The organism is Streptomyces sp. CB01249, from assembly GCF_001905735.1.
Lineage (GTDB): Bacteria > Actinomycetota > Actinomycetes > Streptomycetales > Streptomycetaceae > Streptomyces.
This window is the reverse complement of the sequence record NZ_LISW01000001.1, coordinates 487558-506856: the sequence shown is the minus strand read 5'-3', so window position 1 is coordinate 506856 and position 19299 is coordinate 487558. Positions and strand designations below refer to the sequence as shown.

Genomic DNA, 19299 nt, shown 5'->3' with positions numbered 1-19299 from the left:
CGCACTGCCCGCGCGCCCTGCAGCACCACCAGCACCGCACGCACCGCCTGTTCAGACGAAGACCTGCCGACCTCCCGGCCGCGTCGCCCTGATTCCGGGGACGTGAGCACCGGGCCAACGAGAGGAACGCCTCCCGTGCCTGCCACCCGTACCACCCTGCGCCGCAGCCTCGCCGCTGCCGCCGCTCTGCCGCTGCTCGCCGTGGCGCTGACCGCCTGCGGCTACGGCTCCGACGCGAAGGACGACGGCGCCAAGAAGGCGAACACGTCCTCCGGCGGGAAGAAGCTCTCGGCGGACACCGTGAAGATCGGGTACTTCCCGAACCTCACGCACGCCACCGCTCTGGTCGGCATCCAGGAAGGCATCATCGCCAAGGAGCTCGGGGGCACGACGGTCAAGCCCTCGACCTTCAACGCGGGCCCGTCCGAGATCGAGGCGCTCAACGCGGGCTCGATCGACATCGGCTTCATCGGCCCCTCGCCCTCCATCAACGGCTTCGCCAAGTCCAAGGGCAAGAGCCTGCGCATCATCGGCGGCGCGGCGTCCGGCGGCGTGAAGCTGGTCGTCAACCCGAAGAAGATCAAGACCCTGGACGACCTCAAGGGCAAGAAGATCGCGACCCCCCAGCTCGGCAACACCCAGGACGTGGCGTTCCTCAACTGGGTCTCCGAGAAGGGCTGGAAGGTCGACGCGCAGAGCGGCAAGGGTGACGTCTCCGTCGTCCGCACCGACAACAAGGTGACCCCGGACGCCTACAAGTCCGGTTCCATCGACGGCGCGTGGGCGCCCGAGCCGACCGCGTCCAAGCTGGTGGCGCAGGGGGCCAAGGTCCTTCTGGACGAGCGGAAGCTCTGGCCGGACGACAAGTTCGTGATCACGAACATCATCGTGTCGCAGAAGTTCCTCGCCGAGCACCCGGACGTGGTCGAGGCCGTGCTGCGCGGTTCGGTCAACACCAACGCCTGGATCAAGGCCAACCCCGACAAGGCGAAGGCGTCCGCGAACGCGGCGCTCAAGACGCTGTCCGGCAAGGAGCTTCCGGCCGAGGTCATCGACCCGGCGTGGGAGTCGATCGAGTTCATCGACGACCCGCTGGCGGCCACGCTCGACACGGAGGCCAAGCACGCCGTGAAGGCGGGCCTGCTGGACGAGACCGACCTGACCGGCATCTACGACCTGAAGCCGCTCAACAAGGTCCTCAAGGCCGCGGGCAAGCCCGAGGTCGACGACGCCGGTCTCGGCGTCAAGTAACCGACCGTTCCAGGATCTCCCAGGAGGTGACGACCATGGCGACGACCACGCTCACCAAGGCCGAGGACCGTACGGCGGTCGGGCACGCGGCCCGGATCGACCACGTCTCGAAGTCCTTCGGCGGGCCTCAGGGGCAGCAGCTCGTCCTGGACGACATCACGCTCGATGTCGCTCCGGGCGAGTTCGTCACCCTCCTGGGAGCTTCCGGGTGCGGTAAATCGACTCTGCTCAACCTGGTCGCCGGGCTCGACCGCCCGTCGTCGGGGTCCATCGAGACCCCGGGCGGGCGGCCGGCCCTGATGTTCCAGGAGCACGCCCTCTTCCCGTGGCTGACCGCGGGCAAGAACATCGAACTGGCGCTGCGGCTGCGCGGCGTGCCCCGCGCGGACCGCCGCCCCGAGGCCGAGCGGCTGCTCGAACTCGTCCGCCTGGGCGGGGCGTACGGCAAGCGGGTGCACGAGCTGTCCGGCGGTATGCGGCAGCGCGTGGCGATGGCCCGCGCGCTCGCTCAGGACAGCCAACTACTGCTGATGGACGAGCCGTTCGCCGCGCTCGACGCCATCACCCGCGATGTGCTGCACGACGAGCTGACCCGGATCTGGCGCGAGACCAACGTCTCCGTGCTCTTCGTCACGCACAACGTCCGCGAGGCCGTGCGCCTCGCCGAGCGCGTGGTGCTGCTCTCCTCTCGCCCGGGCCGGATCGCCCGGGAGTGGACGGTCGACATCGAGCAGCCCCGCCGTATCGAGGACACCGCCGTCGCGGAACTGTCCGTCGAGATCACCGAACAACTGCGTGGGGAGATCCGCCGACATGGCCAGCACTGAGACCACCGCCAAGGACACCGGCGGGGCCCGGGCGCCGAAGGACGACGCCCAGGATCTGGCCGGTCTGGAGGCGGGGCTCGACGCGCTCGACGCGGTACGGGTCAGCCGCACGCCCGTCCGCCAGGTGCTGGTGCAGAAGGTGCTGCCGCCGGTCGTCGCGGTCGCCCTCGTCCTCATCGTCTGGCAGATCCTGATCTGGGCGAAGGTCACCGACGACTACAAGCTGCCGTCACCGGCCCTGGTGTGGGACGAGGTGTCGAACGCCTGGGCCCAGGGCACGCTGCTCGGCTACATCTGGACCAGCGTCTCGCGCGGTCTGCTCGGCTTCCTGCTCGCCCTGGTCATCGGCACCCCGCTGGGGCTGCTGGTGTCCCGGGTGAAGGTGGTGCGCGCGGCGATCGGCCCGGTGCTCTCCGGTCTCCAGTCGCTGCCCTCGGTGGCCTGGGTGCCGCCGGCGGTCATCTGGCTGGGCCTGGACGACCGGATGATGTACGCGGTGATCCTGCTGGGCGCCGTGCCGTCGATCGCCAACGGGCTCGTCGCCGGGGTCGACCAGATCCCGCCGCTGCATCTGCGGGCCGGCAAGACGCTCGGCGCGACCGGGCTGCGCGGCACCTGGCACATCGTGCTGCCCGCCTCGCTGCCGGGCTACCTGGCGGGCCTCAAGCAGGGCTGGGCGTTCTCCTGGCGCTCGCTGATGGCCGCGGAGATCATCGCCTCCTCGCCCGATCTCGGCGTGGGTCTCGGCCAGTTGCTGGAACAGGGCCGGGAGACCAGCAGCATGTCCATGGTCTTCCTCGCCATCTTCCTCATCCTGATCGTCGGCATCGCCATCGACCTGCTCATCTTCAGCCCGCTGGAGCGGTGGGTGCTGCGCAGCCGCGGTCTCCTCGTCAAGAACTGAGCCCTCCATGTCCTCTCCGGTCCTCCTCGTCATCGCCCACGGCAGCCGCGACCCGCGGCACGCCGCGACCGTGCACGCGCTCACCTCGCGGGTACGGGCGCAGCGGCCGGGGCTCCGGGTGGAGACGGCCTTCCTGGACTTCAACGCGCCGTCGGTGCCGCGGGTCCTGGAACGGCTGGCCGCCGAGGGCGCGCCCGAGGTGGTGGCGCTTCCGCTGCTCCTCACCCGGGCGTTCCACGCCAAGTCGGACATCCCGGCGGTGCTGCGCGAGGCCCGCGCGGCGCTGCCCCGGCTGCGGGTCCGGCAGGCCGAGGTGCTCGGCCCGTCACCGCTGCTGAACGCCGCGCTGGAACGGCGGCTGTACGAGGCCGGGGTGCGCCCCGGCGACCGAAGCTCGACCGGGCTCGTCCTGGCCTCGGCGGGCTCCTCAGACCCGGAGGCGATCGCAGTGATCGCTGAAATCGCGCGGGAGCTGCGGCACACCGGTTGGTGTTCCGTGCGGCCTGCGTTCGCCTCCGCATCTCTTCCCCGCACCGAGGACGTCGTACGCACCCTGCGGGCCGAGGGCGTCCGCCGCGTGGCCGTCGCCCCGTACGTCATCGCGCCCGGCCGCCTCCCGGACCGCATCGCGGCGGGGGCGGCCGAGGCCGGCGCGGACGTGCTGGCCGGGGTGCTGGGCCCGGCCCCGGAGCTGGCCCGGCTGCTGCTCGACCGCTACGACGAGGCGAACGCGACGGCGGCGCGGCGGGTCCCGGTCAGCGCCTGAAACCGCCGGCCGGCGTCAGCCGACGTCGATGCCGCCCGTACGGGTGCGCTTGAGCTCGAAGAAGTCGGCGTGGCCCGCGAGCACCCGGAAGCTGTCGAAGAGCCGGGCCGCCTCCTCGCCGCGCGGGATCGCCCGCAGCACCGGTCCGAACCACACCGTCCCGTCGACGTGGATCGTGGGCGTGCCGACGTAGCCGCCCGACTCCGGGTCCTGGCCCGCCTCGTGGCTGCGCCGCACGGCCTCGTCGTACGTCTCACTGTGCGCGGCCTCCGCGAGGTGCGCGGGCAGGTCCAGCTCGGCGAGGGCCTCGGCGACGACCTGGTCGAAGTCCTCGTTCTTCTGCTGGTGGATGCGGCTGCCGAGGGCGGTGTAGAGGTCGCGCAGGACCTCCTCGCCGTGCTCCTCGGCCGCGGCGGCGGCGACCCGGACGGGGCCGATCGAACGGTCGACCAGATCGCGGTACCAGTCGGGGAGTTCGTTGCCCGTGTTGTGCAGGTAGAGGCTCATGACGTGGAAGCGGAGGTCGATGTCGCGGTGCTGCTCGACCTCCAGCATCCAGCGGGAGGTGATCCAGGCGAACGGGCAGGCCGGGTCGAAGTAGAAGTCGACGACGGGCCTGCCCGGTTCCGGGGCGGGGTGAGTGGTCATGGGGTGAGCCTAGCCAGCCGGTGGCGCACTCCCCCGGGCCATTCGGCACCCGCCTGCCTGGGCCATTCTCAGCCCGCGGTCCACTGCGGATCGCGCCCGCTCAGCGCCAGGGCGCGGGTGAACCCGGTGGCGCCCGGGGCGTCCACCTCGTCGGTGAACCCCTCGTACTGGCGGTAGAGCGCGGCGGTCTTCTCGACGGTGCCCAGGAGGTAAGCGGCGGCCCCCTCGGAGAGCCGGAACTCCTGGCCGGTGGCGCGGGCCACGTCCCAGCCGTGCAGCGCGATCTCCTCGATGAGCATCGCGGCGGTGTCGGCGGCCGGGGACGCGGAGTCGCCCTCGCCGATGGTGCCCTCCCAGACGGCGGGGTCGGACCAGGCGGCGACGGCCCGGTCGAGCTGGGCGGCGTACCGCTCGGCCCAGTCGGGGTCGGCGGTGAAGTCGCGGGCGATCAGCTCCTCGGGAAGCTCGGTGCGGCGGGCGCGGTGCTCCATGCCGTGCGAGGTGTAGAGGACCCAGTGGTTCACGAGGGTGCGCAGGTCCCAGTCCGCGCAGGGGGTGGCGACGGCGTCGGCGTCCAGCCGGGCGGCGGTGACGCCCCGGGCCACGCGGGCGGCCTCGGCGGCGCATTCGGTCATGTGGGCGTGCTCGGTCTTCATGCGTTCCACGCTAGGCACGCGCGTGCGGCCGGTCTTGAAGAAAGGCGACAGGTGCCGGGCGCGGAGGGTGTACGGGCCACGGATAGGCTTTGCCGTGCGCAGAAAGGCGCTCGCGCCCGTACGAAGGAGCAGCCGCACGTGACCACCACCGCACCCCTGTCCCCCTCCGTCGTCACGGCCCCGGTCCCGGTCATCCGGGCCGACGAGGTCTCTCTCGTACGCGACGGGAACGTCCTGCTCGACGCGGTCTCGCTCACCGTGCGCGGCGGGGAGCACTGGGCGCTGCTGGGGGCGAACGGGGCGGGCAAGAGCACCCTGCTCGGGCTGCTCGGGGCGGTGACGCATCCGACGCGGGGTTCGGTCGAGGTGCTGGGGCGCACGCTGGGGCGGGTGGACCTGCGGGAGCTGCGGACGCTGCTCGGCCATGTCAATCCGCGTCATCCGCTGCGTTCGCCGCTGACGGTGAGCGAGGTGGTGCTGACCGGTCTGACGAACTCGGTCGAGCCGGTGCCGCGCTGGTCGCCGGGTCCTGGGCAGCGGGAGCGGGCGGAGCGGCTGCTGACGATGCTCGGGATGGGCGGCAAGACGGGGTCGCGCTGGCCGGCCCTGTCGCAGGGTGAGCGCGGCCGTACGCTGATCGCCCGGGCCCTGATGCCGCAGCCCCGGCTGCTGCTCCTGGACGAGCCGGCGACCGGGCTCGACCTGGCCGCCCGGGAACAGCTGCTGGACAGCCTGGACGCGTTGCGCGAGGAACACCCGGAGCTGGCGACCGTGCTGGTCACCCATCATCTGGAGGAGCTGCCCGCCTCCACGACCCACGCGATGCTGCTGCGCGGCGGGCGGTGCCTGGCCTCGGGCGGGGCGGACGAGGTGCTGACCACGGACCTGGTCAGCGAGTGCTTCGGCCACCCGGTCCGGATCAGCCGGACGGACGGCCGGTGGGCGGCCCGGGCGCGGCGGGCGCCCCGGGGCTGACGCTCAGCGGTCGGGCGTGGCCTCGAAGGGCGTGGCCTGGTGGTAGTAGAGGAGCCAGCCGGCCCGGGTGAGCCGCCAGAGCGAACTGCGGTGGGCGCGCTTGTTCCTGGCCTCGGTGTCGAAGGTGAGGTGGACGAGCCCGTCGGCGAGGTGCACGCCCCGCATGAGTGAGGCGGTGAGCCGGCCGGGCGCCGGGGCCCGGCCCGAGACGAGCAGGTCGATGATCGTGTCCCGGTCCCAGTGGCGGCCGGTGGTGTCCACCTCGCGGTAGTCGGGGTGCAGCACCTCGTCGAGGAGGTCGGCGGAGGCCCGGACCAGGGGGTCCAGGAGCCGGAGCTCCCCCTCGATGGCCGCGGCCACGCCCGGTGCCGGTCCGGTCATGCCCGTCTCCCGCCCGTGTCGGTCGTCATGGGCCCAGCGTAGAACGGGCATCACGCACCGCGCGGCCGCCGCGCCCCGTGGGGGAGAGCGCGGTGGCCGCCGGTGGGTGGCGCTGTTACTCGACGATCTTCAGCAGCTTGTTCGCCGTGCCTTCGGTGGCGTTGCTGATGGCGTCCGGGGTGGCGCCGTCGGTCAGGGCCGTGGCGACCTCGGCCGGGGTGGCGTCCGGGTGCCCGGCCAGGTAGACGGCGGCGGCGCCGACGACGTGCGGGGTCGCCATCGACGTACCGGAGATGGTGTTGGAGCCGGTGTCGCTGTCGTTCCAGGACGAGGTGATGTCGGAGCCCGGGGCGTAGATGTCCACGACCGAGCCGTAGTTGGAGAACGACGACTGCTCGTCGTCCACGGTGGACGAGGCGACGGTGATGGCCTCGGGGACGCGGGACGGGGAGCCCTCGCCGGCGTCGCTGGACTCGTTGCCGGCGGCGACCGCGAAGGTGACGCCGGAGGCGATGGCCTCCTGCACGGCCGCGTCGAGCGCTTCGTCCGCGCCGCCGCCCAGGCTCATGTTGGCGACCGACGGGCCCTCGTGGTGCTCGGTGACCCAGTCGATGCCGGCGACGACCTGCTCGGTGGTGCCGGAGCCGGAGTCGTCCAGGACGCGGACGGCGACGATCTTCGCCTTCTTGGCGACGCCGTAGGTCGACCCGGCTATGGTGCCGGCGACGTGGGTGCCGTGGCCGTTGCCGTCGTCGGCGCTGTCGTCGTTGTCGACGGCGTCGAAGCCGGAGCTGGCGCGGCCGCCGAACTCCTCGTGGGTGGTGCGGACTCCGGTGTCGATGACGTAGGCGGTGACGCCCTCGCCCGCGCTGTCCGGGTAGGTGTACGCGTTGTCGCCCGCGGTCTCCGTCTGGTCGATGCGGTCCAGGCCCCAGGACGGCGGGTTGTCCTGGGTGGCGTCGATGTGGAACTTCTTGTTCTGGACGACCTTCGAGACGGCCGGGTCGGCGGCGAGCCGCTTGGCCTCGGTCTCCGAAAGGCCGCTGGCGGAGAAGCCGTTGATGGCGGAGCTGTAGTTGCGCTTCAGCTTTCCGCCGTACTCCTTGGCGAGTTCGGCCTTGTCCGCCTTCTGGTCCAGCATCACGATGTAGCTGCCGGAGACCGCGGTCGCCGCGTCGGCGCCGTAGATCTTGCCCATGGCCGGAGCGGGTGTCGCTCCGGCGAACGGGGTACCCAGCAGGGTGACGCCGGCGGCTGCCGCGACCGCGGTGATGGAGGCGGTCAGCTTGAACCGGCGTGCGCGCTTGTGAATGGCCATGAAGAGGGGTCTCCTCGTCATTCTTTGTGGGGGGATTGGCCCTCGGCCGGAAAATCTCCGGGGGCTGGCTCGAAACCCTGACCGATTGACGCGCGCAGATCAATACCTCGCTACAGCTCCGACGCACTCGCCAACTTTTCGTCACAGGAAGGTCGCAGGAGCCCCTCGATACGCCGATCACCTTTACGTGTAAGGGGCTTCGATGCTCCTTCTCGGGGGCAAGCCCCGTCCGCAGGGCGGAGAGGGACCGCGCCCGCCTCGCCGGAGAGCATGACGCCCTCGCTTTATGCCGCCCCTACCTTCGAAATCGGGAGGCGACGGCGTGGGGCCGGTGCCGTTCACAAGGGGGCAGGCCCGTCATGGGGAATGTGGATGCGGCACGGACGCGGGGGCCGCGGGTGCGGGGCGTCGCGGCCCGGGCGGGCGGCTGGAGCGCCCGGCACCGCTGGGCGGCGGTGACGATCTGGGTGCTGTTCGTCGTCCTGGCCATGGGGCTCGGCTCGGCGGCCGGCCGGGTCGACGTGAAGGAGAGCGACCAGATGTCCGGCGAGGTGGGCCGGGCCGTGCAGATCATCGAGGACGCGGGGCTCAAGGACCCGGCCGGTGAGACCGTGCTCGTCCAGTCGGAGGGCAAGGACGGGGCGGTGGCCGGGTCGGCCGAGTTCCGGGCGGCCGTCGAGGACGTCATCCGGGCCGTGCAGGACACCGGTGAGGTCACCGCCGTCACCTCGCCGTACACCACGAAGACCATCTCGGCCGACGGGCACAGCGCGCTCGTGCAGTTCGAGATGAGGGGCGACCCCGAGACCGCGAGCGAGCGGGTCGCGCCCGTGCTGAAGGCCGTCGAGAAGGTGGGCGGCGCGCACGAAGGGCTGCTGATCGAGGAGATCGGCGGCGCCAGCATGGGCAAGACGTTCGACGACGCCTTCGGGAGCGACTTCCAGCGGGCCGAACTCTCCGCCGTGCCGGTCGCGCTCGGCATCCTGCTCATCGCCTTCGGCGCACTGGTCGCCGCGCTGCTCCCGGTCGCCCTCGCCCTCACCGCGATCATGGCGACCATGGGCCTGATGGGGGTGGTGAGCCACTTCCAGCCGATGAGCGACACCGCCAACTCGGTGATGCTGCTGGTGGGTCTGGCCGTCGGCGTCGACTACTGCCTGTTCTATCTGCGCCGGGAGCGCGAGGAGCGGGCCAGGGGCCGGGACGCCCGGACCGCGCTGATGATCGCCGCCGCGACCAGCGGACGCGCCATCGTCGTCTCCGGTGTGACGGTCTGCGTCGCGATGGCGGGCATGCTCTTCACCGGCATCGCGGAGTTCCAGGCGATGGGCTTGGCCTCGCTGATGGTCGTCGCCGTCGCCATGGTCGGCTCGGTCACCGTGCTGCCCGCGCTCCTCTCGCTGCTCGGCGAGCGGGTCGAGAAGGGCCGGGTGCCGTTCCTGAACCGCCTGAAGCGCTCGGAGCGCGGTGGCGCCGACGGCGAGAGCCGCGTCTGGCGCGCGGTGCTCACCGCCGTGCTGCGCCGCCCCTGGACCGCGCTCGTGGTCGCCGCCGGGGCGCTCGCGGCCATCGCGCTGCCCGCGCTCGGCATGCACACCCAGAACCTCACCCTGGACCAGGAGTTCGGCGACTCGCTGCCGATCGTGCGGACCTACGACCGGCTGAACGAGGCGTTCCCCGGCGGCGCGGACCCGGCGCAGGTCGTGGTGCGGGCCGACGACATCGGAGCGGCGCCGGTACGGCAGGCGCTGGAGGAGTTCCGCAGGCAGGCCGTCTCCTCCGGGGCTTCGAAGGGCCCGGTGGACATCGTGACCCACGACGCGGAGAACGTCGCGGTCATCGACGTACCGCTGGTCGGCGGTTCGGACCAGAAGAAGGCCGAGAAGAGCCTGGACCTGCTGCGGGACACCGTGCGTCCGGCGACGCTCGGCAAGGTCGCGGGGGTCGAGGCGCCGGTCACCGGGCAGGTCGCCGGGTCGAAGGACTTCAACGACCAGATCGTCGGCTCGGTCGTGCCGGTCTTCGCCTTCGTGGTCGTCTTCGCCTTCCTGCTGATGCTGCTCTGCTTCCGCTCGCTGACCGTGGCCATCACCTCGATCGTCCTCAACCTGCTCTCGGTGGGCGCCGCGTACGGCATCCTGACGGCGGTCTTCCAGCACGGCTGGGGCGCCTCGCTGGTGGGCGCGGAGGGCGTCGGCGCGATCATCTCCTGGCTGCCGCTGTTCCTCTTCGTGATCCTCTTCGGGCTCTCGATGGACTACCACGTGTTCGTGGTCTCCAGGATCCGTGAGGCCCGCATCCAGGGCCGCGACACCCGGGACGCCATCGCCCACGGCGTGGTCACCACGGCCGGGGTCGTCACCAGCGCCGCCGTGATCATGGTCGCCGTGTTCGCGATCTTCGGGACGCTGTCGATGCAGTCCATGAAGCAGATGGGCGTCGGCCTGGCGGCGGCCGTGCTGATCGACGCGACCATCATCCGCGGGGTGCTGCTCCCGGCCGTGATGGCCCTGCTGGGCGAGCGCAACTGGTACTTCCCGAAGTGGCTGCGGTGGCTGCCGGACATGACGCACGACGAGTCGTACGACGACGAGCCGGGCCCGTCCGCACCGGCGCGCGGCGACGAGGAGCCGGAGCGGGTCGGCGTCTGATCCCCTCTTGTACGTGGGCCCTCCTCCCGGCGCCCGGGAGGAGGGCCCACGCGTTCAGCGCTGGTAGCGGGCCAGGACCCGGTTGCCGTCGGTCACCAGACGTTTCTTCAGCTCGGCCGCGTCGATCGCCCCGCTGTAGTACTCCTGGAGCGCCGGGGTCGCCACCTTGTCCTTCCACTCGGGGTAGCCGCGCACCGACTGGGCCGGGGCGGACCGCAGCGAGGCGGCCAGCGCGGCACCGGTCGCCCAGCCCCGGTCCGCGGTGTGCAGGGAGGGGTCGGCCAGCGCCTCGGTGCCGGTGGGCAGCATCCAGTCCCCCTTGGCCAGCCGGACCATGTTGGCGGGCCGCAGCAGGAAGTCGATGAACTCCACCGCCTCCTTCTTGTGCGGGCTGTCCTCGGCGACGGACAGGGTCTGCGGGCTAACCCCCTGGGCCAGTCCGTCCCGGCCCGCCGGTGCGGGCAGCACCGTCCACTCGAAGCCCTTCGGCGCCTGCTCCACGATCTGCTGGCGGTACGAGAACCCGAGCGGCACCATCGCGTACTTGCCGCCGAAGAAGCCGGGCAGGGTGTCGCCGCCGCCCATGCCGAGCGCGGTGCGGGCGGCGCTGTGGTCGGTGTTGACCTGGTCGTGGATGGTGTCCGGGACGACCTGCTCGCCCTCCCCCATCGCGACGGCGACCTTGCCGTCGGCGCCCCGGTGGAAGAGCTCGCCGCCCGCCGAGAGGCCGAGGTTGAGGGTGACGGAGACCGGCTCCTTGAGCGGCCAGGCGACCCCGTAACGGCCCTCGCCGGTCAGCTCCTTGGTCACCTGCCGGAACTCCGTCCAGCTCCACGGCTTTTCGGGGGTGGGGATGCGGACCCCGGACGCCTTGAGGAGCTTGGTGTTGGCGATCAGGACCCGGGGCTCCTGGAGGAAGGGCACGCCGTACACCCCGCCGTCGAAGGTGGCCGTCTCCCAGCTGTTGCGCGGGATGCCGTCCGTCAGCCCCTTCGGCAGGAGAGGGCGGAGGTCGGCGAGATAGCCCCCGTACGCGAAGTCGGCGAGGTCGTCGGAGGCGTCGTGGATGATGTCGGGCGCCTCGCCGCCCTCGAAGGAGGTGAGGAGCTGGTCGTGGACGCTGTCCCAGCTGCCCTGGACGTACTCGACCCGGATGTCGGGGTGGGCCGCGTTCCACTCCTTCACCAGCTGCTTGTTGATGTCGACGGACTCCTTCTGCCAGGCCAGCGACTGGAAGCGGAGGGTGACCTTCCCGTCGGCCTCGCCGTCGCCGTGCCCGCCGCAGCCGGTGAGCAGCAGCGCGAGCGCGGTGGCCGCCGCGGCAGCCGTACGTACCAGCGCGCGCATCAGTTCTTCACCGCCCCGGCCAGCATGCCGCCGGTGATCCGCCGCTGGATCACGGCGAACAGCACGAGCGAGGGGAGGGTGGCGAGGAACGCGGCGGCGGCGAGCGGCCCGAGATCGCTGGCGCCCTCGGCGCCGAGGAAGTGCGTCAGTACGACCGGCAAGGTCTGCTTCTCCGGGGTCTTGAGGAGGACGAGCGCGAAGAAGAACTCGTTCCACGCGGTGATGAACGCGAAGAGGGCCGTGGCGACGATGCCCGGGGCCAGCAGCGGGGCGGTGACCGAGACCAGGGTGCGCAGCCGCCCGGCCCCGTCGACCGCCGCCGCCTCCTCCAGCTCGCGCGGCACGGCCCGTACGTAACCGACGAGCATCCACAGCGCGAAGGGCAGCGCCCACACCACGTAGACCAGGATCAGGCCCCAGAGGGTGTTGATCAGGTGCAGGTTCTTCAGGACCAGGAAGAGCGGAATGATCAGCAGGACGAAGGGGAACGCCTGGCTGACCACCACCCAGCCGGTGGCGGCGGTGGAGAGGCGGGTGCGGTGGCGGGCCATCACATAGGCCATCGGGGTCGCGATCAGGACGGCGATCAGCCCGGCCGAGAGCGCGGCGATCAGCGAGTTGGCGGCGGCCCTCAGCAGCGGCTGCTCGTCGAACGCCTGCCGGAAGTTGTCCAGCGTCGGGTGCTGCGGAATCCAGGTCGGATGCAGGGAGCCGAGCTCCGGGGCGGGCTTGAAGGCGGTGGAGATCAGCCACAGGAAGGGGAACGCGAGGAAGATCAGGTAGCACAGCAGCGCCACGTACTGCCCGGCGCGCACGGACCGTCTGGTACGCATGCTCATCGGTCGTCGCCTCCCCTGAGCCGCCCGGCGAGATACACGGCGAGGATCACGGAGATCACGGCGACCATGACGCAGCCCATCGCGGCGGCGTAGCCGAACTGCCCGTAGCGGAAAGCCTCCTCGTACGCGAAGAGCATCGGCAGCCGGGTGCGGCCGCCGGGGCCGCCGTTGGTCAGGACGTAGACCAGGGCGAAGGAGTTGAAGTTCCAGATGAAGTTGAGCGCGGTGATGGACAGGGCGACCGGTCTGATCGCGGGCCAGGTCACCGTGCGGAACCGGCGCCAGGCGCCCGCCCCGTCCAGCGCGGCGGCCTCGTGGAGTTCGTGCGGGGTGTTCTGGAGTCCGGCCAGCAGGGCGACCGTGGTCTGCGGCATGCCGGACCAGACGCCGACGAGGATCACGGCGGGCAGCGCGGTCGCCAGCCCGGTGAGCCAGTCCCGGCCGTCCCCGAGCCCCAGATCGCGGATGGTCTCGTTGAGGATTCCGGCGTCCGGGTTGTAGACGAGCCGCCACATGATGCCGACGACGACCTCGGGCATCGCCCACGGGATGATCGCCAGGGCGCGGGCCAGCCAGCGCATCCGCAGGTTCTCGTTGAGCAGCAGGGCGAGGCCCAGGGCGAGCACGAACTGCGGGACGGTGACGCCAACCGCCCACACCAGGCCGATCCGGAACGACTCCCAGAACAGCCCGTCGTGCAGCAGGTCCCGGAAGTTCAGCGTGCCGATCCACTGCGTGGCGCGGGTGCGGCCGGACTGGGCGTCGGTGAAGGCCAGCGCGATGCCGTAGAGCAGCGGGCCGACGCTCAGGACCAGAATCGGGATGAGGGCGGGCAGGACCAGGAACCAGGTCCCGGCGCCCCGGTCGGCGGCGCCCTTGCCGGGTGGGCCGTCCCGCCCGGACCGTACAGTCGCACTCGCCAATGTCATACTTACGCCCCCTTTGCGTCGTTCGACCGGCTTGTTGCCGTTCTGGCCGCTCAGGGGCCTCCGTCATCGTGCTGACGGGCCGCCGGTTCGTCAAGGCAACCTGCACGGATGCGAAAATCGGACCATGAACGAGATGGAAGCGCGCGAGGTGCTGGCCGCCGCCGGGTTCCCCGGTGACGCGGAGCTGCTGGCGCTCGGCGAGAACGCGGTGTTCACGGCCGACGGCCTCGTGGTCAAGGTCGGCCGGGACGCCGTGAGCCACCCCGAGCTGCTGGAACGCGCCGAGCGCGAGGTGGCCGTCGCCCGGTGGCTCGCCGCCTCCGGTGTCCCCGCCGTGCGGGCCGCCGAGGAGGGCGCCCGGCTGGTCGGGGGCCACCCGGTGACCGTGTGGCACCGGCTGCCCGAGGCGGTCCGGCCCGCCGAGCCACGCGATCTGGCCCCGCTGCTGACCGCCGTCCACGCGCTGCCCGTGCCGGAGGACTTCGCGCTGCCGCGCCGGGAGCTGCTGGGCGGCGTCGAGCGGTGGCTGCGGCTGGCGGGCGACGCGATCGATCCGGCGGACGCGGCGTATCTGCGCGAGCGGCGGGACGGGTTCGCGGCGGCGGCCGCGGCGCTGGTCCCCCATCTGCCTCCCGGGCCGATCCACGGGGACGCGCTGGCGCGCAACGTCCATGTCGGGCCGGACGGGCCGGTCCTGGTCGACCTGGAGACCTTCTCCTCGGACCTGCGCGAACACGACCTGGTGGTCCTCGCACTGTCCCGCGACCGGTACGGGCTGGCGGCCGAGGCGTATGACGCGTTCACCGCGGCGTACGGGTGGGATGTGCGGGAGTGGGACGGGTGCGGGGTGTTGCGGGGGGCGCGCGAAACGGCGAGCTGTGCGTGGGTGGCACAGCATGCGCCCTCGAACGATGCCGCGCTCGCGGAGTTCCGCCGCCGGGTGGCGTCGCTGCGGGAGGGGGACGCGTCGGTGCGGTGGTATCCGTTCTGAGTCGGTGCGGTCCTCCGGCGCGCCGGACTAGCGTGTGTCCTCAATCGCCGGACGGGCTTGATTGTGCCGCCGGTCGCATTCTTCCCGCAGCCGGGATTTGGGCAGAAACCCGAGCCTGTCCGGCAACCAGCCGACGCACGAGGACGGCCCACTCAAGCCCGTCCGGCGATTGAGGACAACAGGCGAATCAGGCCGTCGTGCGGATCGGCTCACGGACCGGCCACTGGCCGTCCACCACCGCGTCGGGGGTGCCCTTGCGGCGGAGGAAGGCCTGGAAGTCCGCCGCCCACTCCGCGTGCCACGTGATCTGTCGGTCGTGCAGGGCGGGCGGAGGGAGTTCGGCCACAGCACGGTGGCGGGCGGCTATCGCGTAAGCCACACGCACCGCGGCCAGCGCGTCCGCCGCCGCGTCGTGCGCGCCGCCGTGCACCACGCCGTACTCGACGCAGACCGCCTCCAGATTCCGCTTGCCCTTGCGGTAGCGGTCGACCGCCCGGTCGATGGTGTACGGGTCGATGACGGGTCCGACGGCCGCGCCGCCCAGCCGGTCGGCGAGCGGGGGCAGCCCGTGGCGGTCCAACTCCGCCGTGAGCAGCGTCAGGTCGAACGCGGCGTTGTACGCGACGACCGGGACGCCCCGGCGCCAGTACCCGGCGAGCGTGTCGGCGATCTCGTCGGCCACCTCGCGCGCGGGCCGGCCCTCCGCCGCCGCCCGCTCGCTGCTGATGCCGTGGATCGCGGACGCCTGGGCCGGGATGCGGATGCCCGGGTCGGCCAGCCAGGTGTGCCGGGCGACCGGCTCACCGTCCCGGTCGTCCACCGCGATCACCGCGGCCGTGACGATGCGGGCCTCCAGCGGGTCCGTCCCCGTCGTCTCCAGATCGAAGCCGACCAGCGCGTGCCGGTGCCAGCTCATCCCGTACCTCCTTCATGGTGCTCCCCCGGATGACGACCACCCTCGCACGGGCCACTGACAACGCCGCTCAGGAGACCGGCCGGGAGTCGGTCCACACCGACTCGAACTCCTCGCGGTACGTCTCGAACAGCCCGTGCTCGTACCCCTGCCCCGCCCGGACCACCGCACGCCCGCCGCCGCGCAGCACCAGCACCGGCGCCTCCATGCCGCGCGCCCGGCGCAGATAGGTCTGGACGACCCCGACCGCGTCGGCCCCGTCGCCGTCCACCAGGTAGGCCGTGAAGCGCGGGGTCTCGTCGAAGACGTGGATCTGGAACGCGTCCGGGTCCCGGAGCTTGGCGCGCACCCGGCGGGTGTGCAGGATGTTCATCTCGACGGACCGGCTCAGCTCGCCCTTCTTCAGGCCGAGCTCCCGCTCGCGGCGCTTGACCGCGCTGCTGGCCGGGTTGATGAAGAGCAGCCGGATCCGGCAGCCCGACTCGGCGAGCCGGATGAGACGGCGTCCGGAGAAGTTCTGCACCAGCAGGTTGAGCCCGATGCCGATCGCGTCGAGCCTGCGGGCATCACCGAACAGGTCCTCGGCGGGCAGCTGGCGCTGGAGGCGCACCCGGTCGGAGTGGACGGAGACCACGTCCGCGTACCGGTCGCCGACCAGCTCCTCCACCGCGTCGACCGGGAGCCGGTCCGCGGAGGGCACCCCCGCGCCGCTGCCCAGCATCTCCAGGAGCCGGGATGAGGCCCGCTCGGCCTGGGCGAGCACCGCCTCGTTGAGCGCGCGGTTGCGAGAGACGACGTTGCGCGCGACCTCCAGCTCGTCGAGTGCCAGTTCGACATCGCGGCGGTCGTCGAAGTACGGCTCGAAGCACGGCCAGTGCTGGACCATCAGCTCGCGGAGCTGGGGCAGCGTGAGGAAGCTGAGGACGTTGTCGTCGGCCGGGTCGAGCAGATAGCCCTTGCGGCGGGAGACCTCGCGCACGGCGACCGCGCGCTGCACCCACTCCTGTCCGACGGGCCCGGCGGCGGCCACCACCCAGTCCTCGCCGTGGACGGGCTCGTAGATCGGCCGGAGCACCGCCGCGACGACGGCGCGCAGCCGCTGTTCGACCAGATTCAGCCAGATATAGGCGCGCCCAGCCCGCTGCGCGCGCGTGCGCACCTCGCTCCAGGCGTCGGCGTCCCAGTCCAGCTCCGCGCCGATCTCCAGGGGCTGTGCCAGCGATACCGCCCCGGGCGGGACCTCGGCCACGTCCCCCTCGTGACCCGCGTCACCCGGGGGCAGCTCGAACCCTCCCGAGCTCACCCACGCACCGCCTTCCACTCCCCCACCAACGATCAAGGAAGGGTACTCCGGGAGCGGGAGCCGGTGCAGCCTGATGCGCAGGCTCCTTTACCAACTCCCCATGGAATCAAACCTGTTCCGGTCGGCGGGTTCGACGGGAGTGAGCGGATTCATAGGGATTAAACACCCCAGCCGGGGCCACGAACCGGACAGCTCGGGCAGGGGCCCGGCCGGAGGCCGGTTCCGGGCGACACGGAGAGGCACGAGGTTGACCGACGGGCCGACGTCCTAGGTAAGGCGCGCTCTTTCGGGGAAGATCTGGCCCGGGGCCCCCAGGCGGTCCCGTAGTTCGCCAGGCGACCGCGGCAGGACGGGAAGAGTCGAATCCATGCAGGTGTGGCCGGGACAGGCGTACCCGCTCGGTGCCACGTACGACGGCGCCGGGACCAATTTCGCGGTCTTCTCGGAGGCCGCCCACCGAATCGAGTTGTGCCTGCTGCACGACGACGGTTCCGAGACGGCGGTGGAGCTGAGGGAGACCGACGCGTTCGTCCGGCACGCGTATCTGCCCGGGGTGATGCCCGGTCAGCGCTACGGCTTCCGCGTGCACGGCCCGTACGAACCGGAGCACGGCATCCGGTGCAACTCCGCGAAGCTGCTCCTCGACCCGTACGCCCGCGCGGTGTCCGGGCGGATCAAGTGGGGCGAGGAGGTCTACGGCTACCCATTCGGGAAGCCCGACGCGCGCAACGATCTCGACTCCGCCCCGCACACCATGACCTCGGTCGTGGTGAACCCGTACTTCGACTGGGGCGACGACCGGCGCCCCCGTACGGACTACCACCGCACGGTGATCTACGAGGCCCATGTGAAGGGCCTGACGATGCTCCATCCGGGGCTGCCGAAGGAGCTGCGCGGCACGTACGCCGGGCTGGCGCATCCGGAGATCATCGCGCATCTGACGGAGCTGGGCGTCACGGCGATCGAGCTCATGCCGGTGCACCAGTTCGTCCAGGACCACCGGCTGGCGGACGCGGGGCTCGCCAACTACTGGGGCTACAACACGATCGGATTCTTCGCCCCGCACAACGCCTACGCCTCCTGGGGCGACCGGGGCGAGCAGGTCCTGGAGTTCAAGCAGGCCGTGCGCGCCCTGCACCAGGCGGGCATCGAGGTCATCCTCGACGTGGTCTACAACCACACCGCCGAGGGCAACCACCTCGGGCCCACGCTGTCGTTCCGGGGCCTGGACAACGCCTCGTACTACCGGCTGACCGACGACCAGCGGTACTACATGGACACCACGGGCACCGGGAACTCGCTGCTCATGCGGTCGCCGCACGTGCTCCAGATGATCATGGACTCGCTGCGGTACTGGGTGACCGAGATGCATGTGGACGGCTTCCGCTTCGACCTGGCGGCCACGCTGGCCCGGCAGTTCCACGAGGTGGACCGGCTGTCGTCGTTCTTCGACCTGGTGCAGCAGGACCCGGTGGTCAGCCAGGTCAAGCTGATCGCCGAGCCCTGGGACGTGGGCGAGGGCGGCTACCAGGTGGGGAACTTCCCGCCGTTGTGGACCGAGTGGAACGGCAAGTACCGGGACACGGTCCGCGACCTGTGGCGGGGCGAGCCCCGGACCCTGGCCGAGTTCGCCGGGCGGCTGACCGGATCCTCGGACCTGTACCAGGACGACGGGCGGCGCCCGCTCGCCTCGATCAACTTCACCACCTGCCACGACGGCTTCACCCTGCACGACCTGGTCTCGTACAACGACAAGCACAACGAGGCCAACGGCGAGGGCAACCGGGACGGCGAGAGCCACAACCGCTCGTGGAACTGCGGCGCCGAGGGCGAGACGGACCGGACCGAGGTGCTGGAGCTGCGCGAGCGTCAGATGCGCAACTTCCTCGCCACGCTGATGCTGTCGCAGGGCGTGCCGATGCTCAGTCACGGCGACGAGTTCGGGCGTACCCAGCAGGGCAACAACAACGCCTACTGCCAGGACAACGAACTGTCGTGGGTGCACTGGCCCGAACCGGCCGCCGCGGTGGGCGAGGACGGCGAGGAGGAGAGCGCCGAGCCCGAGGACATGAGCCTGCTGGAGTTCACCCGGGCGATGGTGTGGCTGCGCCGCGACCACCCGGTCTTCCGGCGCCGCAGGTTCTTCCACGGCCGCCCGGTGGAGGGCACGCACGACGAGCTGTCCGACATCGCCTGGTTCACGCCCGAGGGCGAGGAGATGACGCAGCGGGACTGGCAGGCCGCCCACGCGAAGGCCCTGACCGTCTTCCTGAACGGGCACGCGATCTCGGAGCCGGGGCCGCGCGGGGAGCGGATCTCGGACGACTCGTTCCTGCTGATGTTCAACGCGAGCGCGGAGACCCTGGAATTCGCGGTGCCGGTCAACCACGGCCGGCAGTGGCACGCCGTCGTGGACACCGCGCGCCCGGCCGGGGTGCTGCCCGGGGCCGGACCGAAGGTGGCGGCGGGCGACCGGGTGACGCTGGTGGGCCGGAGCATGGTGGTGCTGCAACGCCCGGCCTGACCGGTCGCGCGGGCCCGCCCGTGTCACCCCGTCGTGCCCTTGTGCCGGGCGGGGTGACACAGGCGGCCCCGATGTG

General features: G+C 71.6%; 17 protein-coding genes. 8 read left to right on the top strand and 9 right to left on the bottom strand.

Features of this window, described 5'->3' with window-relative positions:
* Positions 1 to 135 precede the first annotated feature (135 nt).
* Genes AMK18_RS02080 through AMK18_RS02065 form a run of 4 tightly spaced genes read left to right on the top strand, consistent with a single transcriptional unit; the run spans position 136 to position 3748 of the window.
* On the top strand, positions 136 to 1251 hold the full coding sequence (locus tag AMK18_RS02080; protein WP_018100639.1) for an aliphatic sulfonate ABC transporter substrate-binding protein: 1116 nt from the start codon (positions 136 to 138) through the stop codon (positions 1249 to 1251).
* Positions 1252 to 1286: 35 nt separating this feature from the next.
* Complete coding sequence (locus AMK18_RS02075) at positions 1287 to 2078, top strand: ABC transporter ATP-binding protein (RefSeq protein WP_018100640.1); 792 nt, start codon at positions 1287 to 1289, stop codon at positions 2076 to 2078.
* Positions 2065 to 2982 (top strand): ABC transporter permease, encoded by a 918-nt coding sequence (locus AMK18_RS02070; protein WP_018100641.1) that lies wholly within the window; start codon positions 2065 to 2067, stop codon positions 2980 to 2982. Before AMK18_RS02075 ends, AMK18_RS02070 begins: the two co-directional genes overlap by 14 nt.
* A 7-nt stretch (positions 2983 to 2989) precedes the next feature.
* Positions 2990 to 3748 (top strand): sirohydrochlorin chelatase, encoded by a 759-nt coding sequence (locus AMK18_RS02065; protein WP_073861415.1) that lies wholly within the window; start codon positions 2990 to 2992, stop codon positions 3746 to 3748.
* Positions 3749 to 3763: 15 nt separating this feature from the next.
* Here the strand turns inward: AMK18_RS02065 and AMK18_RS02060 are convergent, their stop codons facing one another.
* The gene (locus AMK18_RS02060) at positions 3764 to 4396 is read right to left on the bottom strand and encodes a mycothiol-dependent nitroreductase Rv2466c family protein (protein WP_073861414.1); all 633 of its coding nucleotides are present in this window, start codon (positions 4394 to 4396) and stop codon (positions 3764 to 3766) included.
* A gap of 68 nt (positions 4397 to 4464) precedes the next feature.
* Positions 4465 to 5052, bottom strand: a complete 588-nt coding sequence (locus tag AMK18_RS02055) for a TIGR03086 family metal-binding protein (protein ID WP_073861413.1) — start codon at positions 5050 to 5052, stop codon at positions 4465 to 4467.
* A 138-nt stretch (positions 5053 to 5190) separates the two neighbouring features.
* Here AMK18_RS02055 and AMK18_RS02050 point away from each other — a divergent pair, with 138 nt between their 5' ends.
* Positions 5191 to 6027, top strand: coding sequence for an ABC transporter ATP-binding protein (locus AMK18_RS02050; RefSeq protein ID WP_073861412.1), 837 nt, complete (start codon positions 5191 to 5193; stop codon positions 6025 to 6027).
* A 3-nt stretch (positions 6028 to 6030) separates the two neighbouring features.
* Here AMK18_RS02050 and AMK18_RS02045 read toward each other — a convergent pair whose 3' ends face one another.
* Positions 6031 to 6408 carry a nuclear transport factor 2 family protein gene (locus tag AMK18_RS02045; RefSeq protein ID WP_018100646.1) on the bottom strand — a complete coding sequence of 126 codons (378 nt, stop codon included), beginning with the start codon at positions 6406 to 6408 and terminating at the stop codon, positions 6031 to 6033.
* A 115-nt stretch (positions 6409 to 6523) separates the two neighbouring features.
* A complete protein-coding gene (locus tag AMK18_RS02040) occupies positions 6524 to 7726 on the bottom strand; it encodes a S8 family peptidase (RefSeq protein ID WP_073861411.1) in 1203 nt (400 codons plus the stop codon).
* Between the two features lie 359 nt (positions 7727 to 8085).
* Here AMK18_RS02040 and AMK18_RS02035 point away from each other — a divergent pair, with 359 nt between their 5' ends.
* The gene (locus AMK18_RS02035) at positions 8086 to 10377 is read left to right on the top strand and encodes an MMPL family transporter (RefSeq protein WP_073861410.1); all 2292 of its coding nucleotides are present in this window, start codon (positions 8086 to 8088) and stop codon (positions 10375 to 10377) included.
* Between the two features lie 54 nt (positions 10378 to 10431).
* Here the strand turns inward: AMK18_RS02035 and AMK18_RS02030 are convergent, their stop codons facing one another.
* The 3 genes from AMK18_RS02030 to AMK18_RS02020 are packed head-to-tail and all read right to left on the bottom strand — an operon-like array spanning position 10432 to position 13492.
* On the bottom strand, positions 10432 to 11724 hold the full coding sequence (locus tag AMK18_RS02030; RefSeq protein WP_073861409.1) for an ABC transporter substrate-binding protein: 1293 nt from the start codon (positions 11722 to 11724) through the stop codon (positions 10432 to 10434).
* Entirely contained in the window at positions 11724 to 12563 is an 840-nt protein-coding gene (locus tag AMK18_RS02025; protein ID WP_073861408.1) for a carbohydrate ABC transporter permease, read from the bottom strand. Before AMK18_RS02025 ends, AMK18_RS02030 begins: the two co-directional genes overlap by 1 nt.
* Positions 12560 to 13492 (bottom strand): carbohydrate ABC transporter permease, encoded by a 933-nt coding sequence (locus AMK18_RS02020; RefSeq protein WP_026171190.1) that lies wholly within the window; start codon positions 13490 to 13492, stop codon positions 12560 to 12562. The genes AMK18_RS02025 and AMK18_RS02020 overlap by 4 nt, the downstream gene beginning before the upstream one ends.
* Before the next feature lie 124 nt (positions 13493 to 13616).
* On the opposite strand from AMK18_RS02020, the gene AMK18_RS02015 reads away from it, so the two are divergent.
* A complete protein-coding gene (locus AMK18_RS02015) occupies positions 13617 to 14483 on the top strand; it encodes a phosphotransferase enzyme family protein (RefSeq protein WP_073861407.1) in 867 nt (288 codons plus the stop codon).
* Positions 14484 to 14670: 187 nt separating this feature from the next.
* Here the strand turns inward: AMK18_RS02015 and AMK18_RS02010 are convergent, their stop codons facing one another.
* Both AMK18_RS02010 and AMK18_RS02005 read right to left on the bottom strand, forming a co-directional pair.
* A complete protein-coding gene (locus AMK18_RS02010) occupies positions 14671 to 15399 on the bottom strand; it encodes a 3'-5' exonuclease (RefSeq protein ID WP_073861406.1) in 729 nt (242 codons plus the stop codon).
* Positions 15400 to 15466: 67 nt separating this feature from the next.
* Entirely contained in the window at positions 15467 to 16699 is a 1233-nt protein-coding gene (locus AMK18_RS02005) for an SAV2148 family HEPN domain-containing protein (RefSeq protein WP_073862278.1), read from the bottom strand.
* A gap of 367 nt (positions 16700 to 17066) precedes the next feature.
* Between AMK18_RS02005 and glgX the strand changes: the two genes are divergently transcribed.
* Entirely contained in the window at positions 17067 to 19223 is a 2157-nt protein-coding gene (glgX, locus tag AMK18_RS02000) for a glycogen debranching protein GlgX (protein ID WP_073861405.1), read from the top strand.
* The last annotated feature ends 76 nt before the right edge of the window (positions 19224 to 19299 follow it).

Excerpts from the sequence above, each read along its gene's own strand:
- AMK18_RS02030 (WP_073861409.1), bottom strand. The coding sequence starts at position 11,724 with ATGCGCGCGCTGGTACGTACGGCTGCCGCGGCGGCCACCGCGCTCGCG.
- AMK18_RS02045 (WP_018100646.1), bottom strand. The coding sequence starts at position 6,408 with ATGACCGGACCGGCACCGGGCGTGGCCGCGGCCATCGAGGGGGAGCTC.
- AMK18_RS02060 (WP_073861414.1), bottom strand. The coding sequence starts at position 4,396 with ATGACCACTCACCCCGCCCCGGAACCGGGCAGGCCCGTCGTCGACTTC.
- AMK18_RS02065 (WP_073861415.1), top strand. The coding sequence starts at position 2,990 with ATGTCCTCTCCGGTCCTCCTCGTCATCGCCCACGGCAGCCGCGACCCG.
- AMK18_RS02025 (WP_073861408.1), bottom strand. The coding sequence starts at position 12,563 with ATGAGCATGCGTACCAGACGGTCCGTGCGCGCCGGGCAGTACGTGGCG.
- AMK18_RS02070 (WP_018100641.1), top strand. The coding sequence starts at position 2,065 with ATGGCCAGCACTGAGACCACCGCCAAGGACACCGGCGGGGCCCGGGCG.
- AMK18_RS02020 (WP_026171190.1), bottom strand. The coding sequence starts at position 13,492 with ATGACATTGGCGAGTGCGACTGTACGGTCCGGGCGGGACGGCCCACCC.
- glgX (WP_073861405.1), top strand. The coding sequence starts at position 17,067 with ATGCAGGTGTGGCCGGGACAGGCGTACCCGCTCGGTGCCACGTACGAC.
- AMK18_RS02055 (WP_073861413.1), bottom strand. The coding sequence starts at position 5,052 with ATGAAGACCGAGCACGCCCACATGACCGAATGCGCCGCCGAGGCCGCC.
- AMK18_RS02015 (WP_073861407.1), top strand. The coding sequence starts at position 13,617 with ATGAACGAGATGGAAGCGCGCGAGGTGCTGGCCGCCGCCGGGTTCCCC.
- AMK18_RS02040 (WP_073861411.1), bottom strand. The coding sequence starts at position 7,726 with ATGGCCATTCACAAGCGCGCACGCCGGTTCAAGCTGACCGCCTCCATC.
- AMK18_RS02035 (WP_073861410.1), top strand. The coding sequence starts at position 8,086 with ATGGGGAATGTGGATGCGGCACGGACGCGGGGGCCGCGGGTGCGGGGC.
- AMK18_RS02075 (WP_018100640.1), top strand. The coding sequence starts at position 1,287 with ATGGCGACGACCACGCTCACCAAGGCCGAGGACCGTACGGCGGTCGGG.
- AMK18_RS02010 (WP_073861406.1), bottom strand. The coding sequence starts at position 15,399 with ATGAGCTGGCACCGGCACGCGCTGGTCGGCTTCGATCTGGAGACGACG.